This window comes from Bradyrhizobium sp. C-145, from assembly GCF_023375135.1.
Classification (GTDB): Bacteria; Pseudomonadota; Alphaproteobacteria; order Rhizobiales; family Xanthobacteraceae; genus Bradyrhizobium; species Bradyrhizobium zhanjiangense.
Genome location: NZ_CP088150.1, coordinates 5,684,822 through 5,704,469 on the forward strand (window position 1 = coordinate 5,684,822; position 19,648 = coordinate 5,704,469).

Annotated in this window: 15 protein-coding genes; 5 read left to right on the forward strand and 10 right to left on the reverse strand. The window is 65.1% G+C overall.

Annotated elements, in window-relative coordinates; translation table 11 throughout:
* Positions 1-70: 70 nt before the first annotated feature.
* From LRP30_RS26960 to LRP30_RS26980, 5 genes are all read right to left on the reverse strand, one after another.
* Entirely contained in the window at positions 71-1,954 is a 1,884-nt protein-coding gene (locus tag LRP30_RS26960) for a flagellar protein (RefSeq protein WP_249756696.1), read from the reverse strand.
* Between the two features lie 21 nt (positions 1,955-1,975).
* Positions 1,976-3,859 carry a flagellar hook-associated protein FlgK gene (gene flgK, locus LRP30_RS26965; protein ID WP_249756697.1) on the reverse strand — a complete coding sequence of 628 codons (1,884 nt, stop codon included), beginning with the start codon at positions 3,857-3,859 and terminating at the stop codon, positions 1,976-1,978.
* A 35-nt stretch (positions 3,860-3,894) separates the two neighbouring features.
* On the reverse strand, positions 3,895-6,162 hold the full coding sequence (locus LRP30_RS26970) for a flagellar hook-basal body complex protein (protein WP_249756698.1): 2,268 nt from the start codon (positions 6,160-6,162) through the stop codon (positions 3,895-3,897).
* Between the two features lie 179 nt (positions 6,163-6,341).
* Positions 6,342-6,854, reverse strand: coding sequence for a peptide-methionine (R)-S-oxide reductase MsrB (gene msrB, locus LRP30_RS26975; protein WP_249756699.1), 513 nt, complete (start codon positions 6,852-6,854; stop codon positions 6,342-6,344).
* Between the two features lie 89 nt (positions 6,855-6,943).
* A complete protein-coding gene (locus LRP30_RS26980; RefSeq protein ID WP_249756700.1) occupies positions 6,944-8,401 on the reverse strand; it encodes an FAD-dependent oxidoreductase in 1,458 nt (485 codons plus the stop codon).
* Between the two features lie 93 nt (positions 8,402-8,494).
* Between LRP30_RS26980 and LRP30_RS26985 the strand changes: the two genes are divergently transcribed.
* Positions 8,495-9,031: a histidine phosphatase family protein gene (locus tag LRP30_RS26985; RefSeq protein WP_128932797.1), complete on the forward strand. Its 537-nt coding sequence runs from the start codon at positions 8,495-8,497 to the stop codon at positions 9,029-9,031.
* A 69-nt stretch (positions 9,032-9,100) separates the two neighbouring features.
* Entirely contained in the window at positions 9,101-9,526 is a 426-nt protein-coding gene (locus LRP30_RS26990) for a universal stress protein (protein WP_027577099.1), read from the forward strand.
* 982 nt (positions 9,527-10,508) lie between these two features.
* Here the strand turns inward: LRP30_RS26990 and LRP30_RS26995 are convergent.
* Positions 10,509-10,745 carry a DUF1127 domain-containing protein gene (locus LRP30_RS26995; protein WP_128932795.1) on the reverse strand — a complete coding sequence of 79 codons (237 nt, stop codon included), beginning with the start codon at positions 10,743-10,745 and terminating at the stop codon, positions 10,509-10,511.
* Positions 10,746-10,931: 186 nt separating this feature from the next.
* Between LRP30_RS26995 and LRP30_RS27000 the strand changes: the two genes are divergently transcribed.
* Complete coding sequence (locus LRP30_RS27000; protein WP_164940521.1) at positions 10,932-12,275, forward strand: PLP-dependent aminotransferase family protein; 1,344 nt, start codon at positions 10,932-10,934, stop codon at positions 12,273-12,275.
* 8 nt (positions 12,276-12,283) lie between these two features.
* Here LRP30_RS27000 and LRP30_RS27005 read toward each other — a convergent pair whose 3' ends face one another.
* Positions 12,284-12,865 carry a hypothetical protein gene (locus LRP30_RS27005; protein WP_128932793.1) on the reverse strand — a complete coding sequence of 194 codons (582 nt, stop codon included), beginning with the start codon at positions 12,863-12,865 and terminating at the stop codon, positions 12,284-12,286.
* A gap of 79 nt (positions 12,866-12,944) precedes the next feature.
* Here LRP30_RS27005 and LRP30_RS27010 point away from each other — a divergent pair, with 79 nt between their 5' ends.
* Positions 12,945-13,379, forward strand: coding sequence for a hypothetical protein (locus tag LRP30_RS27010; protein WP_128932792.1), 435 nt, complete (start codon positions 12,945-12,947; stop codon positions 13,377-13,379).
* Positions 13,380-13,383: 4 nt separating this feature from the next.
* Here the strand turns inward: LRP30_RS27010 and LRP30_RS27015 are convergent, their stop codons facing one another.
* The 3 genes from LRP30_RS27015 to LRP30_RS27025 all read right to left on the reverse strand — a co-directional run bounded on the left by LRP30_RS27015 (position 13,384) and on the right by LRP30_RS27025 (position 18,103).
* Positions 13,384-15,783, reverse strand: a complete 2,400-nt coding sequence (locus LRP30_RS27015) for an EAL domain-containing protein (protein WP_249756701.1) — start codon at positions 15,781-15,783, stop codon at positions 13,384-13,386.
* Positions 15,784-15,895: 112 nt separating this feature from the next.
* Positions 15,896-17,305, reverse strand: coding sequence for an MFS transporter (locus tag LRP30_RS27020; RefSeq protein ID WP_128932790.1), 1,410 nt, complete (start codon positions 17,303-17,305; stop codon positions 15,896-15,898).
* 291 nt (positions 17,306-17,596) lie between these two features.
* The gene (locus LRP30_RS27025) at positions 17,597-18,103 is read right to left on the reverse strand and encodes a ferritin-like domain-containing protein (protein ID WP_128932788.1); all 507 of its coding nucleotides are present in this window, start codon (positions 18,101-18,103) and stop codon (positions 17,597-17,599) included.
* 427 nt (positions 18,104-18,530) lie between these two features.
* On the opposite strand from LRP30_RS27025, the gene LRP30_RS27030 reads away from it, so the two are divergent.
* Positions 18,531-19,613 carry a YbhN family protein gene (locus LRP30_RS27030; RefSeq protein ID WP_128932787.1) on the forward strand — a complete coding sequence of 361 codons (1,083 nt, stop codon included), beginning with the start codon at positions 18,531-18,533 and terminating at the stop codon, positions 19,611-19,613.
* Positions 19,614-19,648 lie beyond the last annotated feature (35 nt).

The following is a 19,648-nucleotide window of genomic DNA, read 5'->3' on the forward strand; positions in this document are numbered from 1 at the left end:
GGCAGCCCCGCCCCGCTCCAATCCTCACCAAGAGGTAAAGAGGCATGGTTAACGGCGCCTTAACGCGACCTTACAAGAACTTGACGAGCGAGAGCTGCGCCAGGTTCGAGGTCACCTGATAGGACGCCTGGAGCGCGTTCTGGAGCGCCAGGATCTGGCTCGCGACCTGGTCCGGCGAGGCCGATTCCGCCTGGTCGACGATGGTCTGGAGCTGCGCCTTGGCCTGGGTCTGGCGCGTGGTCGCGTCCTTCATCGTGTTCTGGGCCATCGCGATGTCGGTCTGGATGTCCTCGATGCGCTGCTGACCGGGCTGCTGGGTCAGCGCCTGCGTCACGCGCAGGCTCAGCGCGGAAACCTGCCCGCCCGAATATTGCCCGGTCGGCGAGGTCGAGAAAGTCCCGAACACCGCGATCGCCTGCAATTGCCGGCGGATCGCATCCTCATTCGCCTGGGCGCCATACTGCACCGTGACGGCATCGTCGACCCGTGCCATCGCGGTCGAGCGCGGCGAGCCCGGCCCGTCATTGCCCAAATACCATTTCACCGTATTGGCCGAGCCGTTCACCAGCGTGGTTGCCGAGCTCGCCGGGAACGAACCGACGCGCAGCGGCGGTTGCGTGGCGATCACGGGCGTCGAACCGAAACCGAGCGAAACCAGCGCCCCCGTGTTCGAGCTCGTGATGTTGAGCCTCGCCGCATCGTCGGTGTTGATCGTGATCGAACCGCCATGGGCGGTCGAGGGCTTCGACGTCCCCGTGATCTGGTCGATCTTGCTCAGCAGGGTCTGGATGCTGTCGGTGACGTTGAGCTGGTTGCCGGTCGCACCCGAGCTGACGAAGGTCAGCGTGGTGCCGTTGATGGTGATGGTGTCGCCGGCGACGAAGCCCGGCGAGATCGAGTCCGACGGGCTCGCGCCGGACAGTGCCGTCGCGCCGGTGACGGGGGCCGGCGGCGCAGCCTGGTTGTTGACGGGCGTGCCGATCGCAGAGCTCGCCGTGTTGAAGAAATTGTCGCCGGCGACCACCGCGGATGCCGCCACCAGCGAGGTGTTGGCGAGCTTGGTGATCGCGGTGTTCAGCGCCGTGTTGAGGTTCGCGGCCGTGTTGTTCGGGTTGACGGGGACGCTCGCATCGATCGCGAAGCTGCCGAGCGGGGTCGGCGTCGCCGTCGAGGCGGTCAGGTCGATCTGCTCGGTCGTGCCGTCCGGTAGCGTGAACTGGACGCTGAGCTTGTCGCCGTTGTTCGGGTTGACGCCGTTGAGATCGACCGAGAACGACACCGGCGAGCCGCTCGGGCCGGTGACGGTCGCACCTGTCAGCGTCGAAGAGACCGCCTTGATCTTGAGCCCGAACGGCGATCCGGCGACGTCCTCCGACACCCGCACCGAGCTCGGCGTCGCCTGCGTCTGCACCAGGCGGCCCATGCCATTGGCGCCGAGGTCGGCGGCCTGGCGCTCCGCCATGACGGCCTTGAAGCCCGCCTGCGTCGTGGTGCCATTGATGATGTCGCCGGCATCCGCGACCGACTGGGTGTTGACGGCCGTTCCGGAGAACAGATAGCGGCTGCCCGTCTGCGTGTTGAGAACGCCGACCATCGAGCCGAACTGGGCGGCGGCGGTGTTCTGCGCGACCGTCTGGCCGTTGACGTTGAGGTCTTGCGCGGTGCTGGCCGAGCCCGTCTGCACCGTGTTGCGGATCTTCGTCAGCGACTGCAGCGCGGTATTGGCGAGGTTGATGCTGACATTGACGTTGGTGATCGTGTCGGTATAGGCGGCGATGTTGGAGAGCTGCGCGCGTCCGGCGATCGCAAAGCCCTCGTTGGTGCCCATGCCGGAATAGTTCTGCGACAGCTTGCCGGTCGAGAGTTGCGTCGACAGATCCGTGAGCTGCTCATTGATGTTGCGGATCTGCGCGCCGAGAATCGACGAAGAGTAGTTGATGCTGCTGATCGACATCTTTCAGAGCCCTGTTACTTGCTACACTTGAGCCTGGAGCAACGTGTTCATCATGCTCTGCACCACCGACATCACGTGAGCGTTGGCGGCATAGGCATTCTGGAGCTGGATCAGGTTCGACATCTCCGAATCCAGATTGACTTTGGAGGTCGAGTCGAACTTCGCCTGGAGCGTCGAGACCACCACGCTTTGGCCCTGCTGGAGCTGGGTCGCCTGGGTCGCGGCGTTGGCCTGGATGCTCAGGAACTGCTTGAGGTAGTTCGAAACGCTGCCGGTAAAGGGCTGGTTCGCCGAGCCGAGGCCGGTCTGCGGCGAATAGGAGAACACCGCACTGGTGAGCTGCGAATAGAGATAATCCGAACGCGTGGTGTCGCCCGCGGGCGTCACCGGCGAGGTATTGTAGACCGACAGCCGGGTCGGATCGGAAACCAGCTGCGTGTTCACGGCGATGCGCCCGGCAAGGCCGGTCATCTGCGAGCCCGACGCGGTGATGGCACCGGTGTAGAGCGCCTGCCCGCCGTCGGTGAACAGCGGCAGCTGCGGATTGCCCGAGGTCAGCGACGAGATCGTCTTGATGGTCGAGGCCGAATTGGCCTTGGCAAGACCGGTGTTGTCATCGGTCACCCGCAGGGTCGTGGCCGTCGCCGGCGATGGGGCGGCGGCGAACGACAGATGCGTGCCTGATAGCGCGGTATTGAGCGCAGACGCGATCGCTCCCATGCCGCCGGAGAAGTTGACACCGATCCGCATCGGGTTGGCATTCGTCGCGTTCTGCAGCGGTAGCGCCGCCGGATCGGTCACGTTGACGAGCGTGATCTGGCGCTGGGTGTTGGTCGCCGTGTCCGTGTAGGTGATGTTGACGGTATTGCCAGGCTGCGCACCGGCAAGGTCGAGATCGAATCCGGCCGGCGGGCCCGAGACCGTACTGCCGGCCGTGGTCTTGTCGGACAGCGCGCTCGACATCGTCGCGGCGAGTTGATCGAGCTGGGTCTGCGCCTGCACCAGGGTCTGGTCGCGCAGCTTCAGATCGGCCGCGATCTGGCCGGAAGACACCACGTTGTTGGCGACGACGTCGAGCTGCGAGCCGTTCGGCAGCTTGATCGTGAGCGCGCCGACACCGGACTTGGCCGGATCGCTGTTGTAGAGCGACGTTGCCGAGAGCGCGCCGGTGGACGCAAAAGAGAATTGCGAGGCGAGCCCGGCACCGACGAGCTGAATGCCGGTCGTGGTGTAGATGTTGGCCTGGTTCGAGCCGTCGGTGGTGACGCGGACGTCGACATATTTCGACAGCGTGTTGATGGCCTGGTCGCGCTGGTCCATCAGCGTGGCCGCCGAGGGGTCGTTGGCCGACAGGCCCTGGAGCTTGGTGTTGATATCGGCGACCTTCTGCATCGCCGCGTTGGCGGCTAGCGCCGAGGTGCCGAGATCCTGCTCGACATTGGAGCGCAGCGACTGGATGCCCTTGGTGGTGACGTTGAGCTGCTGCGCCAGCGCCTGCGCCGCGCCCAGCGCAACGGTCTGCGCCGACGAGGCGCCCGAACTGGTCGACAACGCCTGGAGTGCCGTGGTGAATTTGTTGAGCGCGCTTTCGAGCGTGCCGTCGTTGCCCGGCGTGCCGTAGACATTCTGAAGCTGCTTAAGGATGTTGGCCATCTGGTCGGCGTAGCCGCTGCCGCCGGTCTCGGTCCGCAGCTGGTTCAGCACGTAGCTGTCGAGCTCGCGGCTGACGCCAGTGGTCATCGCCGTCGAGCCGAAGTCGCCGGTGGTGACCTCGATCTGGTTCGGCGTCTGAACGATATAACCCGGCGTCTGCGAATTTGCGACGTTCGACGAGACGATCGAGAGCGCGGCCTGGTTGGCACGCAAACCGCTCATCGCACTGGCGAGGGCTGAACTCAAACCCATGTTACTTACCCGCCTTTGGTTACGTCACGCGCCGATCAGCGCAACACGTTCAGGAGATCCTGCACCATCGAATTCGCGGTCGTGATCACCTTGGTGTTGGCCGAATAGGCCTGCTGGGTCACGATCAGCTTGGTGAATTCGTCGGCGATGTCGGTGTTCGAGCCTTCCAGCGACGAGCCGCTGATGGTGCCCGAAGCGCCGTCGATCGCAGGTCCCGACTGCTCGGTCGCGGCATAGGCGCCGCCATCGAGCGCCTTCAAATAATTGGTGCCGTTGAAGTGCGACAGCGAGACCTGCGCGAGGTCGAGGTTCTGGCCGTTGGAGAAGGTGCCGACCACGAGGCCGTTGTTGTTGACGGCGACGGAGCGGAGCTGACCCGCGGCGTAGCCGTTCTGGGTGATGGTGTTGATGGTCACCGCGCCGCTGGTGCTGGCGTATTGCGTCAGACCGCCCTGGGAGATGTTGAAGGCGACCGAGCCGAGCGACTGGCCGCTGACGCTGACATTGTTGATGGTGATGCCCGAGCCGCTCGGCGAGGTCAGCGAGCCATCGGCGGCGAAGGTAAAGGCTTGTCCGGTGTTGACCCAGCCGACCGTCGTGCCGGTCGCATTCGGATCGGTCTGGTAGAACAGGTTCCAGGTGTCGGTATGGCCGGTGCCCAGCGAGGCGCTGTCGGTCTTGGCCCAACGCAGCTGCAGGTTCACCGGTGTGCCGGCGGCGTTGTAGGCCGTGACCGCACCGCCGCTGATCGATTCCTTGGTGAAGGTCGCGATGTCGTTGCCGATCACGCCGCCGGTGCCGGCAGTGCCGCCACCGCCGCGGTTCTTGGAGATGGACGACGTAAAGCCGAGCGCCGCAAAGGCGCTGCTATTGTTGCTGGTCACCGTCAGGGTGGGATTGGCGATACCGGTATTCAGGGTGATCACGCCATTGCTGATCGAAGAACCGCTCGCACCGCTGAGCGTGTCGATCCTTTGAAGCAAGGTCGCGATGTCGTCGGTGATGTTGATCTGGTTCGGAGCGACAGCACCGGAGGCCACGAAGGTGATCGTATTGGCGGGTGCCGTGCCGTTGACCTGGATCGTGTTGCCGACCACGAAGGGCGTCGAGAGGACTTCCGGACCGCCGGGCGTCGCGGTGCCGCCGAGCTGTGTACCACTCGTAATCGCGGGGGTGGACAGCACGTTACCGCCGCGTGTCACGCTGCTGACCCCGAGCAAGCTTGCCGCAGTGCCGCCGATCGTGACGTCGGCCGTGGTGCTGGTCGTGATCTGGATGTTACCGCTGGCGTTCATTGTCGCGGTGGCGGGGGCGCCGCCGGCGCCCAGGGTGATCGCATTCAGGATGTCCGAGATCTTTGCGCCGGTAGGCGAGAGCAGGCCGATCGTGGTGACGCTGCCGACCGTCGAAGCGCCAGAAACGGTGGCGTCGAAGTTGATGGTCTGGCCGTTGACCGTCAGCGACTTGCCGGCCAGGTTGGTGAGAAGGCTGGTGTTGAGATGCGGGGACACGGTGGAATCGAGAGACGTGCCGCCAGTTGCCGCCGCCGAAGCGCTATCCAGCAGCGCCACCGTGCCGGTCGCGGTCGTCGCCGTATAGGCCGAGCGCAGATTGCCGGTCGCCGCTGCGCCGGAGATCGTCGCATTCGTATAGGGCGGCGGCGGCGTGCCGACGATCAGCGGGTTGGCGGCGAAATCCGACGGGTTAAGGCCGCCGGCCGCCAGCAGCGTGCCGCTCGCCGCGGTCGAGCTCGCCGCCGTGTTCGGCACGCTCGGCAGGTTCGCCGCGTACTGGATCGAGGTGGTCGCCTGGGCCGGGATGAAGTTGTTCTGGAATTTCAGGACCGTCGCCACGTTGCCGGTCGGGTTGCCGGTCTTGGGGTCGACCGTGGTGCCCATCAGATAATAGCCGGCGCCATTGACCAGATTGCCGTTGGCGTTGAGCTGGAAGTCGCCGCGACGGGTGTAGTAGGTGACGCCGTTGAACACCGGCACGTTGTCGACGACGCCGGTCGCCTTCTGGATCGAGAAGAAGCCGTCGCCGGTGATCGCCATGTTGGTGGCGACGGTGGAGGACGAGATCGTGCCTTGGGTGGTGATCGTGGCCTTCGCGTTGGCCGTCACGCCGCCCGCGACCTGCTTGCTCGGGACCGAGGCGTCGGGAATGAGATCGACGAAGCTGGTGCCGATGCCCTTGTAACCGGTGGTGGATGAGTTCGCGATGTTGCCGGAAATGTTCTGCAGCGCGTAGGACTGCGCCTGCAAGCCACCCACCGAGGTGTTCATTGCATCGAAGATACCCATAACTTTGTCTCCAAATCCGATCTCGGCGGCCGGTCGACCATGGCCGCAGTCGGGGGAGACAATCGCAAAGGCCATGCCAATGCGGGTATGTTCAGGAAATCAACGACTTAAATAGACATGCCCCGGTCGAATGACCGGGGCACAATTGCCGGGCCGGCAACAATTGCCGGGACCAAACCTCAAGTTGCCGATGCGGCAGCGGGGTGGAAGACCAGCCCGAAGCCGTCGATGCAGTAGCGCAAGCCGGTCGGTTTCGGACCGTCGTCGAAGACGTGGCCGAGATGGCCGCCGCAGCGGCGGCAATGCACTTCGGTGCGGACCATGCCGTAGGCACGGTCCTCGGTCTTGCCGACATTGCCCTCGATCGGCTGGTAGAAGCTCGGCCAGCCGGTGCCGCTCTCGAACTTGGTCTCGGACGCAAACAGCGGCAGGTCGCAGCCGGCGCAAGCGAAGATGCCCTTGCGGTGCTCCTTCAGCAGCGGGCTGGAGCCGGGCCGCTCGGTGCCGTGATTGCGCAGGATCTCATATTGCTGCGGCGTGAGCTGAGCACGCCATTCGGCCTCCGTCTTCGTGATTTCGAACTTCTCCGCGGCCTTCTCACCAGCCTCGGCCGGGGATGCCCTCAGCCAGCGGAAGGCCAAGAGACCGAACAGGCCGGCGGCAGTCGATAGCAGGATGCGGCGATCAAACATCTCATTCTCCGTGCGGGAGCGTGTCCACGCCCTGAGATACGGGCTTCTTGCGGCTGACGTTACACTTCCGGGCGGAAATTTTCTCGGGTCTATTGCGAGACAATGTCCTCGTGCGAGGCCGGTTCCGCGTTCTGGGCCGCAGCTCGTGGCGGGGGGGCCGGCCGTGGCCGGACACCGGGCGGCGGACGGCGCGGACCAGTGCCGGCCGCCCGGTTGGCTTCGGCAAGGCTGGCCTCGCGTTCCCTGTCCTTGACCCGCGCCCGCTCTCGGTAGCGGGCGAGCGAGCCGGCGGCGGCGGAGCTCGCCCTGCCCCAGATCCCGACCAGCTGGCCCGCGACCCGTCCGGTCGTGCCTCCCGCCCAGACCAGCTCGAACGGCGAAAACAGGCGCCAGCGCTCGTCGCCCCACAGGATGCTGCGCGCAATCATCTGTCCGGCCATGGCCGAAATGTTCATGCCCTGGCGGCCGAACCCGCTCGCCACCCACAGGCCTTTGCGTAGCTGGCCGATCTGCGGCATGCCGTGCACGGTCTGGCCGGTGGCGCCGCCGAACGTATCGGTGATCTCGACATTGCCGAGCTGGGGAAAGATCGTGCGGATCCGCCGCTTGATGGCACCGGTGAAGCGTTGCGGACGTGCCGCCCAGGTGGTCTCCGGGCTCTCCCACATCAGCCGGTCGCCGTCGACGATACGGAAATGGTCGATGCCGTCGGAATCCAGCACCGATCCCTTGAAGGCGACGATCTCATGCACACGCTCGCCGAGCGGCGCGGTGATCCCGGCATAGCGCCAGACCGGGAGCAGCGTCTCCGACAGGCGCCGCAAGGGCGCGCCGAGATGGATGTTGCCGGCGAGCACGATATGCGTCGCGCGCAGCCGCGCCGAGGGCGTGACGATGCGCTTGCGGATGCCCGAATGATCGATGCTGACGACCGGCGTGTCCTCGAAGATGCGGGCGCCCGCCCGCCGCGCCAGCGTCGCAAGGCCATGCACATATTTGCGGCCGTCGACCTGGAACGCGCGGGGATAATGGATGCCGTGGAAATAGCGGTCGGTCTTGAGCACCGCGCGGACGCGATCGACCTGCCAGCCCTCGACCTCGGTGTCGAAATCCTCGCTCAGCATCTGCAACCGGCTGATCAGCCGGTCGCCGGCATCGACATTGGAGACTTCCAGCACGCCCTCGCTGAGGCCGATCCCCGGCATGTTCTCTTCCGTGGCGTTGGCGCGGACGAACTCGGCGCCCTCCTTCGACAGCGTCCACAATTCGTGCGCATCCTCGAAGCCGATGCGCTCGATCAGGTCGGTGAGCGGCAGTGCAAAGCCCGGCATCACGGTGCCAAGCTGATTGCCGGAGGCATTCCAGCCGACATGGCGGCCCTCGAGCACCGCGACGCTGGCCCCGAACCGGGCCGCCTCCAGCGCGATGGAAAGGCCGGCAAGCCCCGCCCCGATCACGCAAATGTCGGCATCGAGATCGAACGACAGCCGCTCCCGCTCGTGAAAGCCGGCTTCGTCTTTGGGCACGCCTGTGAAGGTCTCATTCATGTCGTTTTCTTAAAGGACCGATCGGGCGCTTGTCACCTTGTCCTCAACCCGCGCCTGTAGATTATCCTGGATGCGTAACGATTCGAGAATGCCATGCGCCGTTTGATGCTGCTGCGTCACGCCAAGACCGAGACCGACGCGCCGAGCGGCCGTGACCAGGATCGCCGCCTCGACGACCGTGGCCACAGGGATGCTGCGCAGATGGGCGACTGGATCGCCGCCCATCCGCCCTTCCCCGATACCGTGCTGGTGTCGCATGCCGTCCGGGCCCGACAGACCTGGGACATCGCCTGGAAGGCAATGAAGGACCGCGTCGCGGCGCCGCAGGTCGAGGTCCTGCCGGAACTCTATGGCGCCGATCCCGCGCAGATCCTGGAAGCCATTCGCACTGCAACAGCGCCGGCCGACCCGAAGCGATTGCTGCTGATCGGCCACAATCCCGGCATGCACGAGGTCGCGCTGATGCTGACGGGCGGCGGCGACCCGGCCGGAGCCAGGGCACTCGGCCACAACCTGCCCACAGCGGGGCTTGCGATCTTCGACTTTGACGTCAAGGATTGGGGTGACGTGGCCTACCGCCGCGGCAAACTGGTGCTATTCGTCAGCCCCAAGCTGCTTCGATCAGGATGAGACGCGCGAACGCGGTCTCGACCGGTTGATTCAGCTTAAGAGGTGCTGACTGGAAGACTGGAGGCGCAGATGTTCAAGTCCATCCTCGTGCCCATCGACCTCGCCGACACCGATCTCGCCAAGCCGGCGATCGCAACCGCGGCGACGTTGTCTCAGACCTGGAGCGGCACGGTACGCCTGCTCAACGTGCTGCCGATGACGCCGGTGATGCTGGCCGAATACGTGCCGGCCGATTTCGACGAGCAGCAGCGCCAGACCTCGGAGGAGGCCCTCGCCATCGTCGCGCGCGAGTCCGGGATCGAGCCCTCCCGTATCTCCAGCGTGGTGCGCCAGGGCGGCATCTATCACGAGATCCTGGAAGAAGCGGCGCACATGAAAGCCGACCTGATCGTAATGACCTCGCACCGGCCAGCGATGCGCACCTATTTCCTCGGCTCCAACGCCGGACACGTCGTGCGCTATGCCAAATGCTCAGTGCTGGTGGTCAGGCACTGAGGGTTGCAGCAAACGCCGTCCGCCTATTGCTCGGGCTACAAGACCTTGCGTCGCCCTGTCGGGCAAAACACCCCAACTGTCGGTCAATGCCTACCATCCAAAATATTCCGCTTTACCGAAATTCGGAAACGGCGTATGTGTCGCCGCAACCCGGCCCGAGGAAGAGGGGCGTATCGCGATCGTCGCGAACGCAGGTCGGGCGGCGGTGGACGTTGACCATACCGGCGCGAAAGGCTTCGCAGGGCGGGCAACCGTGAGCGAAAGCGTCACGCCAACGACAGGTGCGGTTCGCGTACGGCCAAATCGTGTGGTCCTGGCGTCCGGGTTCTGTGCGCCAAGTCTGGCGGTGATGAGGCGGCCCGACCGGGTTCGCAGCATCAGCGATCCGCAAGCCGACGGGGGCAATAGTGCATCGCTCCCCGGGGAGAGCGCGACATAAGCCGTTCCAACCACTGCGCAGGGAAGGCCGGGATGCTTCCGGTTGCCCTGTTTCCCGCTATGCATTGAAGCACACGCAATCTGCTCTTGGCATGGCGGTCCATAGGAGCCAACCGGCTCCCGGTCTTCCCTGCGCCCTCTTGCATTGAAGGCAAGGCGACGAAGCAAAGCTCGGGCGAACAAGCCGCGAGGATGCGAGGGTGTGTCTGCGATTGAAATGTACGTTAGAGGAAGGACAGTGCCATCCACATATTCCGTCATTGCGAGGAGCGCTTGCGACGAAGCAATCCAGAGTCTTTCCGCCGAGGGATTCTGGATTGCTTCGCTGCGCTCGCAATGACGATGTTGAAACAGTTGCGCGACAAACTCCGCTCTCATGCCCCGGACGCAGCGCGGCGCTTCTTCAGCGGTGCGCTGCAGAGCCGGGGCCCATGCGGCAGCGAATGCTTGGCTTGCTGGGTCCCGGTTCCGCGCAGCAGCGTAAACGCTGCAGCGCGTCCGGGACACGCGAAGGGGTCAGCCACCCTCCGCCATTATCATTGCCTCACAAATACCGCGTCAGCTCGGCCTTGAACTGGCCGTAGACCGCGTCCTCGATCTGGCTGCGCGTGATCCCGATGTCGCGCAGGGCGCGGTCGTCGAGCTCGTTCAGCGTCTTGACGGCGGAGCGGCGCTCCAAGCGATCGAACAGCGCGTAGACGGCGCCAGCGAGCATGCTGAAAAATCCGCTCGATGGGGATGGGCGTAAACTCTGCCCGGCAGTTTGCGAGATCGTGGTCATTGTTCTTCTCCGGCCTGTCGTCCCGCGCGGCGAATCCGATGCCGTTGGCGCAGACGCTTCGAGCGCTTGCACCTCATTTGCCGTCGGATTGCTCTCGCTCTCCTCGGCTCAATCGCGGAACTTGATGGAACCTAAATGCTCCAGTACATTGCTCGGAGCAAGGAAAACATTGCTCTCGGTGCAATAATGTCCAAGTTCGAGTACGTGAAGCTTGCCGATGCCATTGCCGTCGACATCGCTAACGGCACGTTAAGGCCCGGCGACCGGCTGCCGCCGCAGCGCAATTTTGCCTATGACCGCGGTATCGCGGTCTCGACCGCGAGCCGGGTTTACACGGAATTGCTCCGCCGCGGACTCGTGGTCGGCGAGGTCGGCCGCGGCACCTTCATCTCCGGCGACATCAGGCGCGAGGTCGAGACGATCAGCGAGCCGGCCGACGCGCGCATCAACTTTGAAGTCAATTACCCGCTGCTGCCGCAGCAATGGGCGATGATCGCCAAGAGCCTTGCGGGGCTCGAGCGCGTCGATGCGCTCGAATCCGCGCTGCGCGTCTCGACCAGCACCGGCACCAAGAGCGCGCGTGTTGCGGCCGCCGCCTATCTCTCGCGCAAGGATTTTACGCCACAGGCCGAGCAGATCGTCTTCACCGCCAACGGCAAGCAATCACTCGCGGCCGCGCTCGCAGCACTCGTTCCCACCGGCGGCCGCTGCGGCGTCGAGGCGCTGACCTATCCTTACATCAAGAGCATCGCCGCGCGGCTCGGCGTGACGCTGGTCCCGCTTCCCATGGACGAGCACGGCGCGCGCCCCGACGCGATCCAGAAGGCGCATCGCGAGGCGCACCTGTCGGCGCTGTATCTCCAGCCCATCATCCAGAACCCGCTCGGCGTCACCATGAACGCGACGCGGCGCGCCGACATCATGCGGGTTGCCGAAAAGCTCGATCTCACCATTATCGAGGACACCGTCTACGGCTTCCTCGCCGACGACACGCCGCTCGCCGCACTCGGTCCGGACCGCTGCATCGTGATCGACAGCCTGTCCAAGAAGGTCGCGCCGGGCCTCGCGCTCGGCATCCTCGTCACACCGCCTCACTTACGCGAAAGCGTGATGAGCGCGGTCCGCACCGGTGGCTGGATCGCCTCCGGCCACGCGCTCGCATCCGGGCAGCGGCTGATGGCCGACGGCACCGTCGCCGAGCTGACGCGGCTGAAGCGCATTGACGCCGCGCGCCGCCAGCAGACCGCGGCAAGGCTTTTGGCGGGCTACCAACTCGCCGCCGACCCGCGCTCATACCATCTCTGGCTGACACTGCCGCCGCATTGGCGTTCGCAGACCTTCGTCGCGGCGGCGGCCCGGCGCGGCATCGCGCTGACGCCGTCCTCGACCTTCGCAATCGCGCATGGTCATGCACCGAATGCGGTGCGGCTCGCGCTCGCTCCGCCGTCGCCCGAACAGCTCGATTCCGGCCTGCGCACGATCGTGTCGCTGCTCGGCACCAAGGAAGAGGATCTCGACTCGACGGAGTAGCGATCGGTCTATGGCAGCAAGGACCGGGGCAGTTGATCGAAGCTGTAGCTCCGCGGCTGGTTGCGCCACACGAAGCCGCCGACCTGCCAGGCGAACAGGGCGGCAAAGCCGAGGATGAACAGCGCGCCGGCGAACTCGCCGATCATCAGCGCGCGGATCAACAGACCCGCCATCGCCACCGTCAGCACCGCCAGGAAAGCCAGCACCGCCGCATAGGTCTTGCGGCCGAGGCCCGCGCTCAGCGTCGCCCGGCTCCCCGCCTTCGCCATCCGCTCATGCAGCGCGACGAGAAAAGCGCGAAAGCCGCTGTCCTGCGGCGCCATCAGCGCCGCGGTCTGCCAGCTCGTCGACAGGATCGCGATACGCCCACCGCTGGCGTGGCTGACGTCGGCACGAAAGCGGTGCTGCTGCATCGACACCGGGCGAAACGACAGCCGAATCGCGCTGATCTCGTCATAGCGCCACACCGCGGAGCGCCCGGCGACGTGCCAGGACAGCCCCTGCTCCGTCAGCTCGAAGCGATGTGCCGAGCCGATCAGCGACGCCTTGTAGGCATAGCTCGTGACTGCCCCAGCATCCGAAACCTGCATCTCGACAATCAATCCCGTCCGCGCGATCCGGTTCGCGATCCGCTTGCGCGACCGCCCTCGCCCATCCTACAAGCGGGGCATGGCTGAGACGACCTTTTTTCCGCGCCGCCTGATTCTCGGCGCTGCAATGATCTCCGGCGTGCTGCTCGCGCTCGCGGTGCACATGCTGGGCGCGCGCTACGGGCTCGACCTCGGCGGCCTCTGGCGCTCCGACGCGCATGAGTTCATCCCGGCCGGCGCGGCAATCGCCTGGTGGCTGATCGCGACCGTCGGCTTTTCCGGCGGCTATTTCACGGCGACCATGATGCAGAGCGCGATTTCCGGACAGATCCCGCAACGGATGCGCCAATTCCTGATCGCGGTCGGCGTGCTGCTGCTTGCGGGCGCGGGCCAGGTGGCCTCGGCACCGACCCCGATCCCGACCGTCTCGAGCGTGCTGACCGGGCTCGCTGCGCTGTGTCTCGGCGCCGTGATGGCATTTTGCGGCGCGCATTTCGCACTGCGCCGCGGCTAGACCATCAAGCCGACGCGCGTAGCCGCGGGCCGTCCAGCATCATCGCCACATCGGAAGCAGGCCGCGGCTTGCTGAACAGATAGCCCTGCGCCTGGGTGCAGCCTTCGCGCCGGAGCAGCTCGAGCTGCGCGTCGTTCTCGACGCCTTCCGCAGTCGTGACGATACCGAGGCTGCGGCCGAGGCCGGTCACTGCGCGGATGATCGCCATGGAATCCTCGCGCGTCGCCAGCTCCGACACGAACGAGCGGTCGATCTTAATCTTGTCGAACGGGAAGCTGCGCAAATAACTCAGCGACGAATAGCCGGTGCCGAAATCGTCGAGCGAGATCCGCACGCCCATGGCGCGCAACTCGTGCAGGGTCGTCAGCGTCGCCTCGCTGTTCTGAAGCAGCACCGATTCGGTGATCTCGAGCTCGAGGCGGCGCGCATCGAGTCCCGAGGCGGCCAGCGCCTCGGTCACCGATGCGATGAGGTTCGGACTCTTGAACTGCACCGGCGAGAGATTGACGGCGACGTCGACATCGTCGGGCCAGGTGGCCGCGTCCGTGCAGGCGGAACGCAGCACGAACTCGCCGAGCTGAACGATCAGTCCGGTCTCCTCGGCCAGTGGGATGAAGCTGATCGGCGCGATCAGCCCGCGCTGCGGGTGGTTCCAACGCAGCAGCGCCTCGAAAGCGACGACGCGACCGCTCGCGACGTCACGGATCGGCTGATAGTACACTTCGAACTCGTCACGTTGCAGCGCCGCGCGCAGATCCATTTCCAGGAGGCGCCGTGCCTGCGCGCGGGCATCCATGCCGGTCTCGAAGAAGCGATAGGTGCCGCGGCCGTCCGCCTTGGCGCGGTAGAGCGCGAGGTCCGCGTTCTTCAGGAGTTCGTCCGGATTGTTGCCGTCCTGCGGCGCCAGCGCGATGCCGATCGAGACTCCGATCACGATCTGATGGTCGTCGATCTCATAAGGTGCCGAGATCACCTCGACGAGGCGCCCGGCAAGGGACCTCGCAGCGGTTTCCTCGGAACGTCCGATCTGGACCACCGCGAACTCGTCGCCGCCGAGCCGCGCCACGGTATCGTGTTCGCCGACGGTCGTCTTCAGCCTGCGGCCGACCTCCTTCAGCAGCGCATCGCCGATGGGATGGCCGAGCGAGTCGTTGATGTCCTTGAAGTGATCGAGATCGAGACAAAGCACAGCGAGCTGGTCGCCCGAATTGGTCCGACGCAGTCCCTGCTCGAGCTGTTCGTGGAACAGCACGCGGTTCGGCAGGCTGGTCAGTGCGTCATGGCGCGCCATGTGCGAGATCTTGGCCTGCGCCTCCAGCCATTCGGTGATGTCCTCGAAGGTCGCGACCCAGCCGCCGCCCTGCATCGGCTGATTGACGACGCGGATGGAGCGGCCGAACCGGTTGACGACGTCAGTCGTGGTGCGGCCCTCGCGCGCGTCGGCGACGAGGCGAGCGAAGAATTCATCCGCGTCGCCCTGCCACTGGCCCTTGGCCTGCTCTTCCCTGAGCACGTCGACCAGAAGGCGGCCGGTGAGCAGGATGTCGGTACGACGAAGCATCGCGGCATAGCGCTCGTTGAACAGGATGATCTTGCCGTCCGCGTCGAACATGCACAGTCCCTGCGACATGTTCTCGAGCGCGCTGTCCAGCACAATCTGCTGGCGCCCCAGTACGCCCTTGGCGCGGCGGTCGAGCAGCGCGGCTACGAGCGCAATCGCGATGATGGCGACCGCGGCGCTGGCGGTGAGGAAGGACAGCGAGGCCGGCGGGATGGAAAGCCCGCTGATCGCGCGCGTCGGATCCGGCGTCAGCAGCACCGCGCCCATCGCGGTGAAATGATGCGCGACGATGGCGACCGTCAGCAGCGTGGTCGCCGTCAGTGCATGGGAGAGGTCGTCGCGCCGCGCGGCGATGAACAATGCGAAGGCGGCAAAGACGATTCCGAACAGCACCGAGGCGGCGACCGTGCTTCCGATCCAGTCCACCCGTGCCGGTATCTCCAGCGCCGCCATACCGGTGTAATGCATCGCGGCTACACCACTGCCCACGATCGCGCCGCCAAGGGCGATCCACACCGGGCGCGAGGACGATACCGCGATGCTTAGCCCCACGAAGTTCACGGAGATCGCAAGGATCAAGGAGAGGAGCGTCACTGGGATGTTGTAGGCGCCGGCGCCGCCCGGCCCGTAGGCGAGCATCGCGATGAAATGCGTCGCCCAGATGCCGCATCCGCTGACGGCGGCATCCAGGGCGATCCAGGCCAGACGCGCGGGGCCGTGCGTCGCGCGTGCGCGCTGAAACAAGCTGATCGCCGCCGCGCTGGCGAGCAGACACACTGCGCCGCCAAGCGCGACCAGTCGCCAATCGTGCTCGTCGGTAAGACAAAAGAGAACTTGATACATTGCCGGCCCCTATCAACCGGCACTTGACCCGACAGAGATGGATGATCGGTAACTGGCTACAAACCTGTTCGGGGAATGGTGAATAGGAGATGTGTGCGTTCGCTCACATTGTTCATCCTCGCGCCGGCGCACCGATTCCGATCACGCCGGCGGCGATCAGCAAGACGGCCGCCGAAACAACGAGCGACAAATACAGCCCCGTCATGAACGCACGGTCCGACGCCACCAAGGAACCAAACAGAGCAACGCCGAGCACGCTGCCGGTCTGCCGCGTCGCGTTCAGGACGCCGGCCGCGATGCCCGAACGCGCCTTCTCGACGCTGCCGAGCAGCGTCGACGTCAGCGGCGGCACCAGGAGGCCGAGCCCGCCGCTGATCGCGATCGTCTGCGCGCAGATCGTCCAATAGCTGGTCCCGGCTTCGATCCAGAGCAGGCCGAGACAGCCGAGTGCCGAGATGCAGGCGCCGACGACGATGGTCGGACACGGGCCGATGCGCTCGGAAAGACGCGGCGCCAGCAGATTGACCGGCAGCACCGCCGCCATCATCGGCACGAAGGCAAGCCCGGTCCACCACGCCGACAGCCCGTTGATCCTCTGGAAATACAGGCTGAGCACGAAGATCAGGCCGTAGATCGCGATGTTCACCAGCAGCCCCACGAGCGAGGTCAGCGTGAACAGCCGGTGGCCGAACAACGACAGCGGCAGCATCGGCTGCGCCGCGCGACTCTCGCGCCAAACGAAGAGCACGGCGAGAACGGCGGCTCCGACAAAGGCTGCGATCACGGCTGGATGGTCCCAGCCGAGCGCCCCGCCTTCGATGATTGCACCGGCGAGCGTGCCCAGCGCACCGATCGCGGCCAGCTGGCCGGGCAGATCGATCTCGCGCGAGCGCGCCCGCGTGGTCTCGCTGGCGTAACGCCAGCTCAGCCACAGGCCGGCGAGCCCGATCGGCAGATTGACCAGGAAGATCGCGCGCCAGCCGACCAGCGTGATCAGCGCGCCGCCGATAAAGGGGCCGGCGGTGAGCGCAAGGCTTGCTCCGGCGGCCCAGACCGCAACGGCGCGACCACGCTCGCGGTCGTCCGCATAGGCATGATTGAGCAGCGCAAGAGAATTCGGCACCAGGATCGCCGCCGCCAGGCCCTGAACCAGCCGTGCTGCGATCAGCACGACCGCATTGGGCGACAGCGCGCAGGCGAGCGAGGCCGCGGTGAAGATGGCGAACCCCGCCATGAAGACGCGCTTGGCGCCGATCCGGTCGCCCAGCGCGCCGGCCGTCAGGATGAAAGCGGCAAACGCGATGGTGTAGGCGCTGACCACCCATTGCAACTCGGCAACGCCGCCGCCGAGCGCCCTGCCCATTGCATCGAGCGCGGTGTTGACGATGGTGACGTCGAGCTGCACCACGCCGTAGCCGAGGCTCATCGCGGCAAGCGTGAGGGAGGTTGCAAGATGCGAGCCGCTGCGCGACGCGGCGCGCGCATTGTCCAAGGTTTGATATTTGATGGTGCTTGCTCGCATGCTGCCACCTCGATTGCAGCCCCATGCGAAATATACCCATCCAGCCCGCTATCATGTTTCGATAATGGACGAAGGATGGACGTGAGGTAGTGTCCGCGCAAAGCCCGCGATATCCGCGGTGTCATCACCCGACTTGATCGGGCGATCCAGGACTCCGCAACGGAATTTATGAAACCCAATCGGCGCCGCGGCGTACTGGATGCCCCGCCTTCGCGGAGGACAACAGCGGAAGTGAAGAAGCAGAAGCGCCGCGCGAACCATCGCGCGGCGCTTCGTTGACTACCACCTTCATCAGCTCGCCGCGCGCAGATTTACCTTGCTCTCGGCGAGTGTGGTCAGCTTCCTGTCGGTCGCCTTCTCTTCCTCGAGTGTCTTGGCAAGCACCGCCGCGCAGTCGTTACGGCCGAGTTGCTTGGCCCAGGCGATCAGGCTGCCGTAGCGGGCGATCTCGTAATGCTCAGCGGCTTGGGCCGCATTGATCAGCGCAGCATCGAGCACGGCCTTGTCGGCAACCTCGCCGGCTGTCTCGTCGGCTTCCTCGATGATGCCGTCGATGGCCGGGCAGTCGACCGCCTTCACGGCGATGCCGTGCATCTTGAACACCTCCTCGAGACGCGTGACATGCTGCTTGGTTTCATCGAGGTGCGTCAAAAAGCCCTGTTTCAGCTGCGGATCGGTGGCCTTGCTTGCCATCTTCGGCAGCGCCTTGGTGAGCTGCTGCTCGGCGTAATAGATGTCCTGGAGCTGGTGCACGAACAGGTCGTTCATGGTTTTGATGTCTTTTGTGAACAGTCCCATCGTTCCGGTCCTCTCGGTTTCGGGAACACGGCGGTATCGGCCTGCACGAAAGGCCCCATTATTCCGCCATGTTCGGCTGCTGATGGGGCCCAACGAGCGCGCGGTATCGACGTTCCAAAACGCCCATCGCTTTGCGCTGGAACAACGCGGATGGCGGCAGGATTTGAAACCATCCTCTTGAACATGAATGCGCCGTCCGAACCGCGTTTCGCGACTCATATGCTTAACGCGCGTCAGATGTGAACCACATATGACAAAAGTGGCCGGTCCAACGCAGAACCTATTGTTGTCAAGGGCTGCACAAGCCGCTGTTTTTGCCTTAAATGAGCTGGATCATGCCAACCGATCGACGCCTATCTTTGGCCGTCATCGTACCCGACTTGCCAATACCTGGCTGGATCGGTCTTGCCCCCCGCCGGGAGGATGAATGCACGGACTGCTGCCCGCGCTGAGACGCGGCTTCAATAAATGGATCGGCTGGCGACGGCTCGGCATTGCCGCGAGCGTCTGCATCATCGCCTTCGCGGTCACCACGCTGGTGCGGACCCTCAAGGGCATCGATACCGGGGTCATCCTGACGGCGTTGACCGAGATTCCCCGCGGAAGTATCGGGCTGGCGGCGATCTGCGTCTTCTTCGCGTTCTGCACCCTGACTTTCTACGACTTTTTTGCACTGCGAACGATCGGCAAGAAGCACGTGCCCTATCGCATCGCGGCGCTCTCCAGCTTCACGTCCTATTCGATCGGCCACAACATCGGCGCCACCGTCTTCACCGGCGGCGCGATCCGTTTCCGGATCTATTCGGATTACGGCTTGAACGCGATCGACGTCGCGAAGATCTGCTTCCTGTCGGGCCTGACCTTCTGGCTCGGTAACATCTTCGTGCTCTCGATCGGCATGGCCATCCATCCGGATGCGGCGTCCGCGATGGATCAGCTGCCGTCGTCGATCAACCGGCTGATCGCGCTCGGCGGCCTCGCCTCGATCGGTTCTTATTTGGTCTGGCTTTGCATGGGCGAGAAGCGGCGCGAGCTCGGCCAGAAGGGTTGGAAGGTGGTGCTGCCCTCGACGCCGCTGACGCTGGTGCAGATCCTGATCGGCGTGGTCGATCTCGGCTTCTGCGCCACGGCGATGTACCTGCTGATGCCGGCCAATCCGCCAATCGACTTCATGTCGCTCGCCGTGGTGTTCATCCTGGCGACGCTTCTCGGCTTTGCCAGCCACGCGCCCGGCTCGATCGGCGTGTTCGATGCCGCCATGCTGTTAGCACTGCCCGAATTCGGCCGCGAGCAGCTTCTGGCGACGCTGCTGGTGTTCCGCCTTCTCTATTTCGTGATCCCGTTCGGTCTCGCCATCTCCATCATGGGCGCGCGCGAACTCTGGATGAACGTGGTCGCGCCGTGGCAGGAGCGGCGACGGCTGGCGGAGGCCTGCGCCCAGGCCAACCTGCCCCAGCAGGTGGCCGCGATGGAGCGCGAGCGGACGCTGCGGCAGGCCGGCAAGCGATAGGCGGGTCAGCAGGAGCGTCAGACTAAGGTTGCGGG

What these genes read in the sequence shown, in the direction of transcription:
- LRP30_RS26960 (WP_249756696.1), bottom strand. Translation starts at nt 1,954, where the DNA reads ATGTCGATCAGCAGCATCAACTACTCTTCGTCGATTCTCGGCGCGCAG.
- flgK (WP_249756697.1), bottom strand. Translation starts at nt 3,859, where the DNA reads ATGGGTTTGAGTTCAGCCCTCGCCAGTGCGATGAGCGGTTTGCGTGCC.
- LRP30_RS26970 (WP_249756698.1), bottom strand. Translation starts at nt 6,162, where the DNA reads ATGGGTATCTTCGATGCAATGAACACCTCGGTGGGTGGCTTGCAGGCG.
- msrB (WP_249756699.1), bottom strand. Translation starts at nt 6,854, where the DNA reads ATGTTTGATCGCCGCATCCTGCTATCGACTGCCGCCGGCCTGTTCGGT.
- LRP30_RS26980 (WP_249756700.1), bottom strand. Translation starts at nt 8,401, where the DNA reads ATGAATGAGACCTTCACAGGCGTGCCCAAAGACGAAGCCGGCTTTCAC.
- LRP30_RS26985 (WP_128932797.1), top strand. Translation starts at nt 8,495, where the DNA reads ATGCGCCGTTTGATGCTGCTGCGTCACGCCAAGACCGAGACCGACGCG.
- LRP30_RS26990 (WP_027577099.1), top strand. Translation starts at nt 9,101, where the DNA reads ATGTTCAAGTCCATCCTCGTGCCCATCGACCTCGCCGACACCGATCTC.
- LRP30_RS26995 (WP_128932795.1), bottom strand. Translation starts at nt 10,745, where the DNA reads ATGACCACGATCTCGCAAACTGCCGGGCAGAGTTTACGCCCATCCCCA.
- LRP30_RS27000 (WP_164940521.1), top strand. Translation starts at nt 10,932, where the DNA reads ATGTCCAAGTTCGAGTACGTGAAGCTTGCCGATGCCATTGCCGTCGAC.
- LRP30_RS27005 (WP_128932793.1), bottom strand. Translation starts at nt 12,865, where the DNA reads ATGCAGGTTTCGGATGCTGGGGCAGTCACGAGCTATGCCTACAAGGCG.
- LRP30_RS27010 (WP_128932792.1), top strand. Translation starts at nt 12,945, where the DNA reads ATGGCTGAGACGACCTTTTTTCCGCGCCGCCTGATTCTCGGCGCTGCA.
- LRP30_RS27015 (WP_249756701.1), bottom strand. Translation starts at nt 15,783, where the DNA reads ATGTATCAAGTTCTCTTTTGTCTTACCGACGAGCACGATTGGCGACTG.
- LRP30_RS27020 (WP_128932790.1), bottom strand. Translation starts at nt 17,305, where the DNA reads ATGCGAGCAAGCACCATCAAATATCAAACCTTGGACAATGCGCGCGCC.
- LRP30_RS27025 (WP_128932788.1), bottom strand. Translation starts at nt 18,103, where the DNA reads ATGGGACTGTTCACAAAAGACATCAAAACCATGAACGACCTGTTCGTG.
- LRP30_RS27030 (WP_128932787.1), top strand. Translation starts at nt 18,531, where the DNA reads ATGCACGGACTGCTGCCCGCGCTGAGACGCGGCTTCAATAAATGGATC.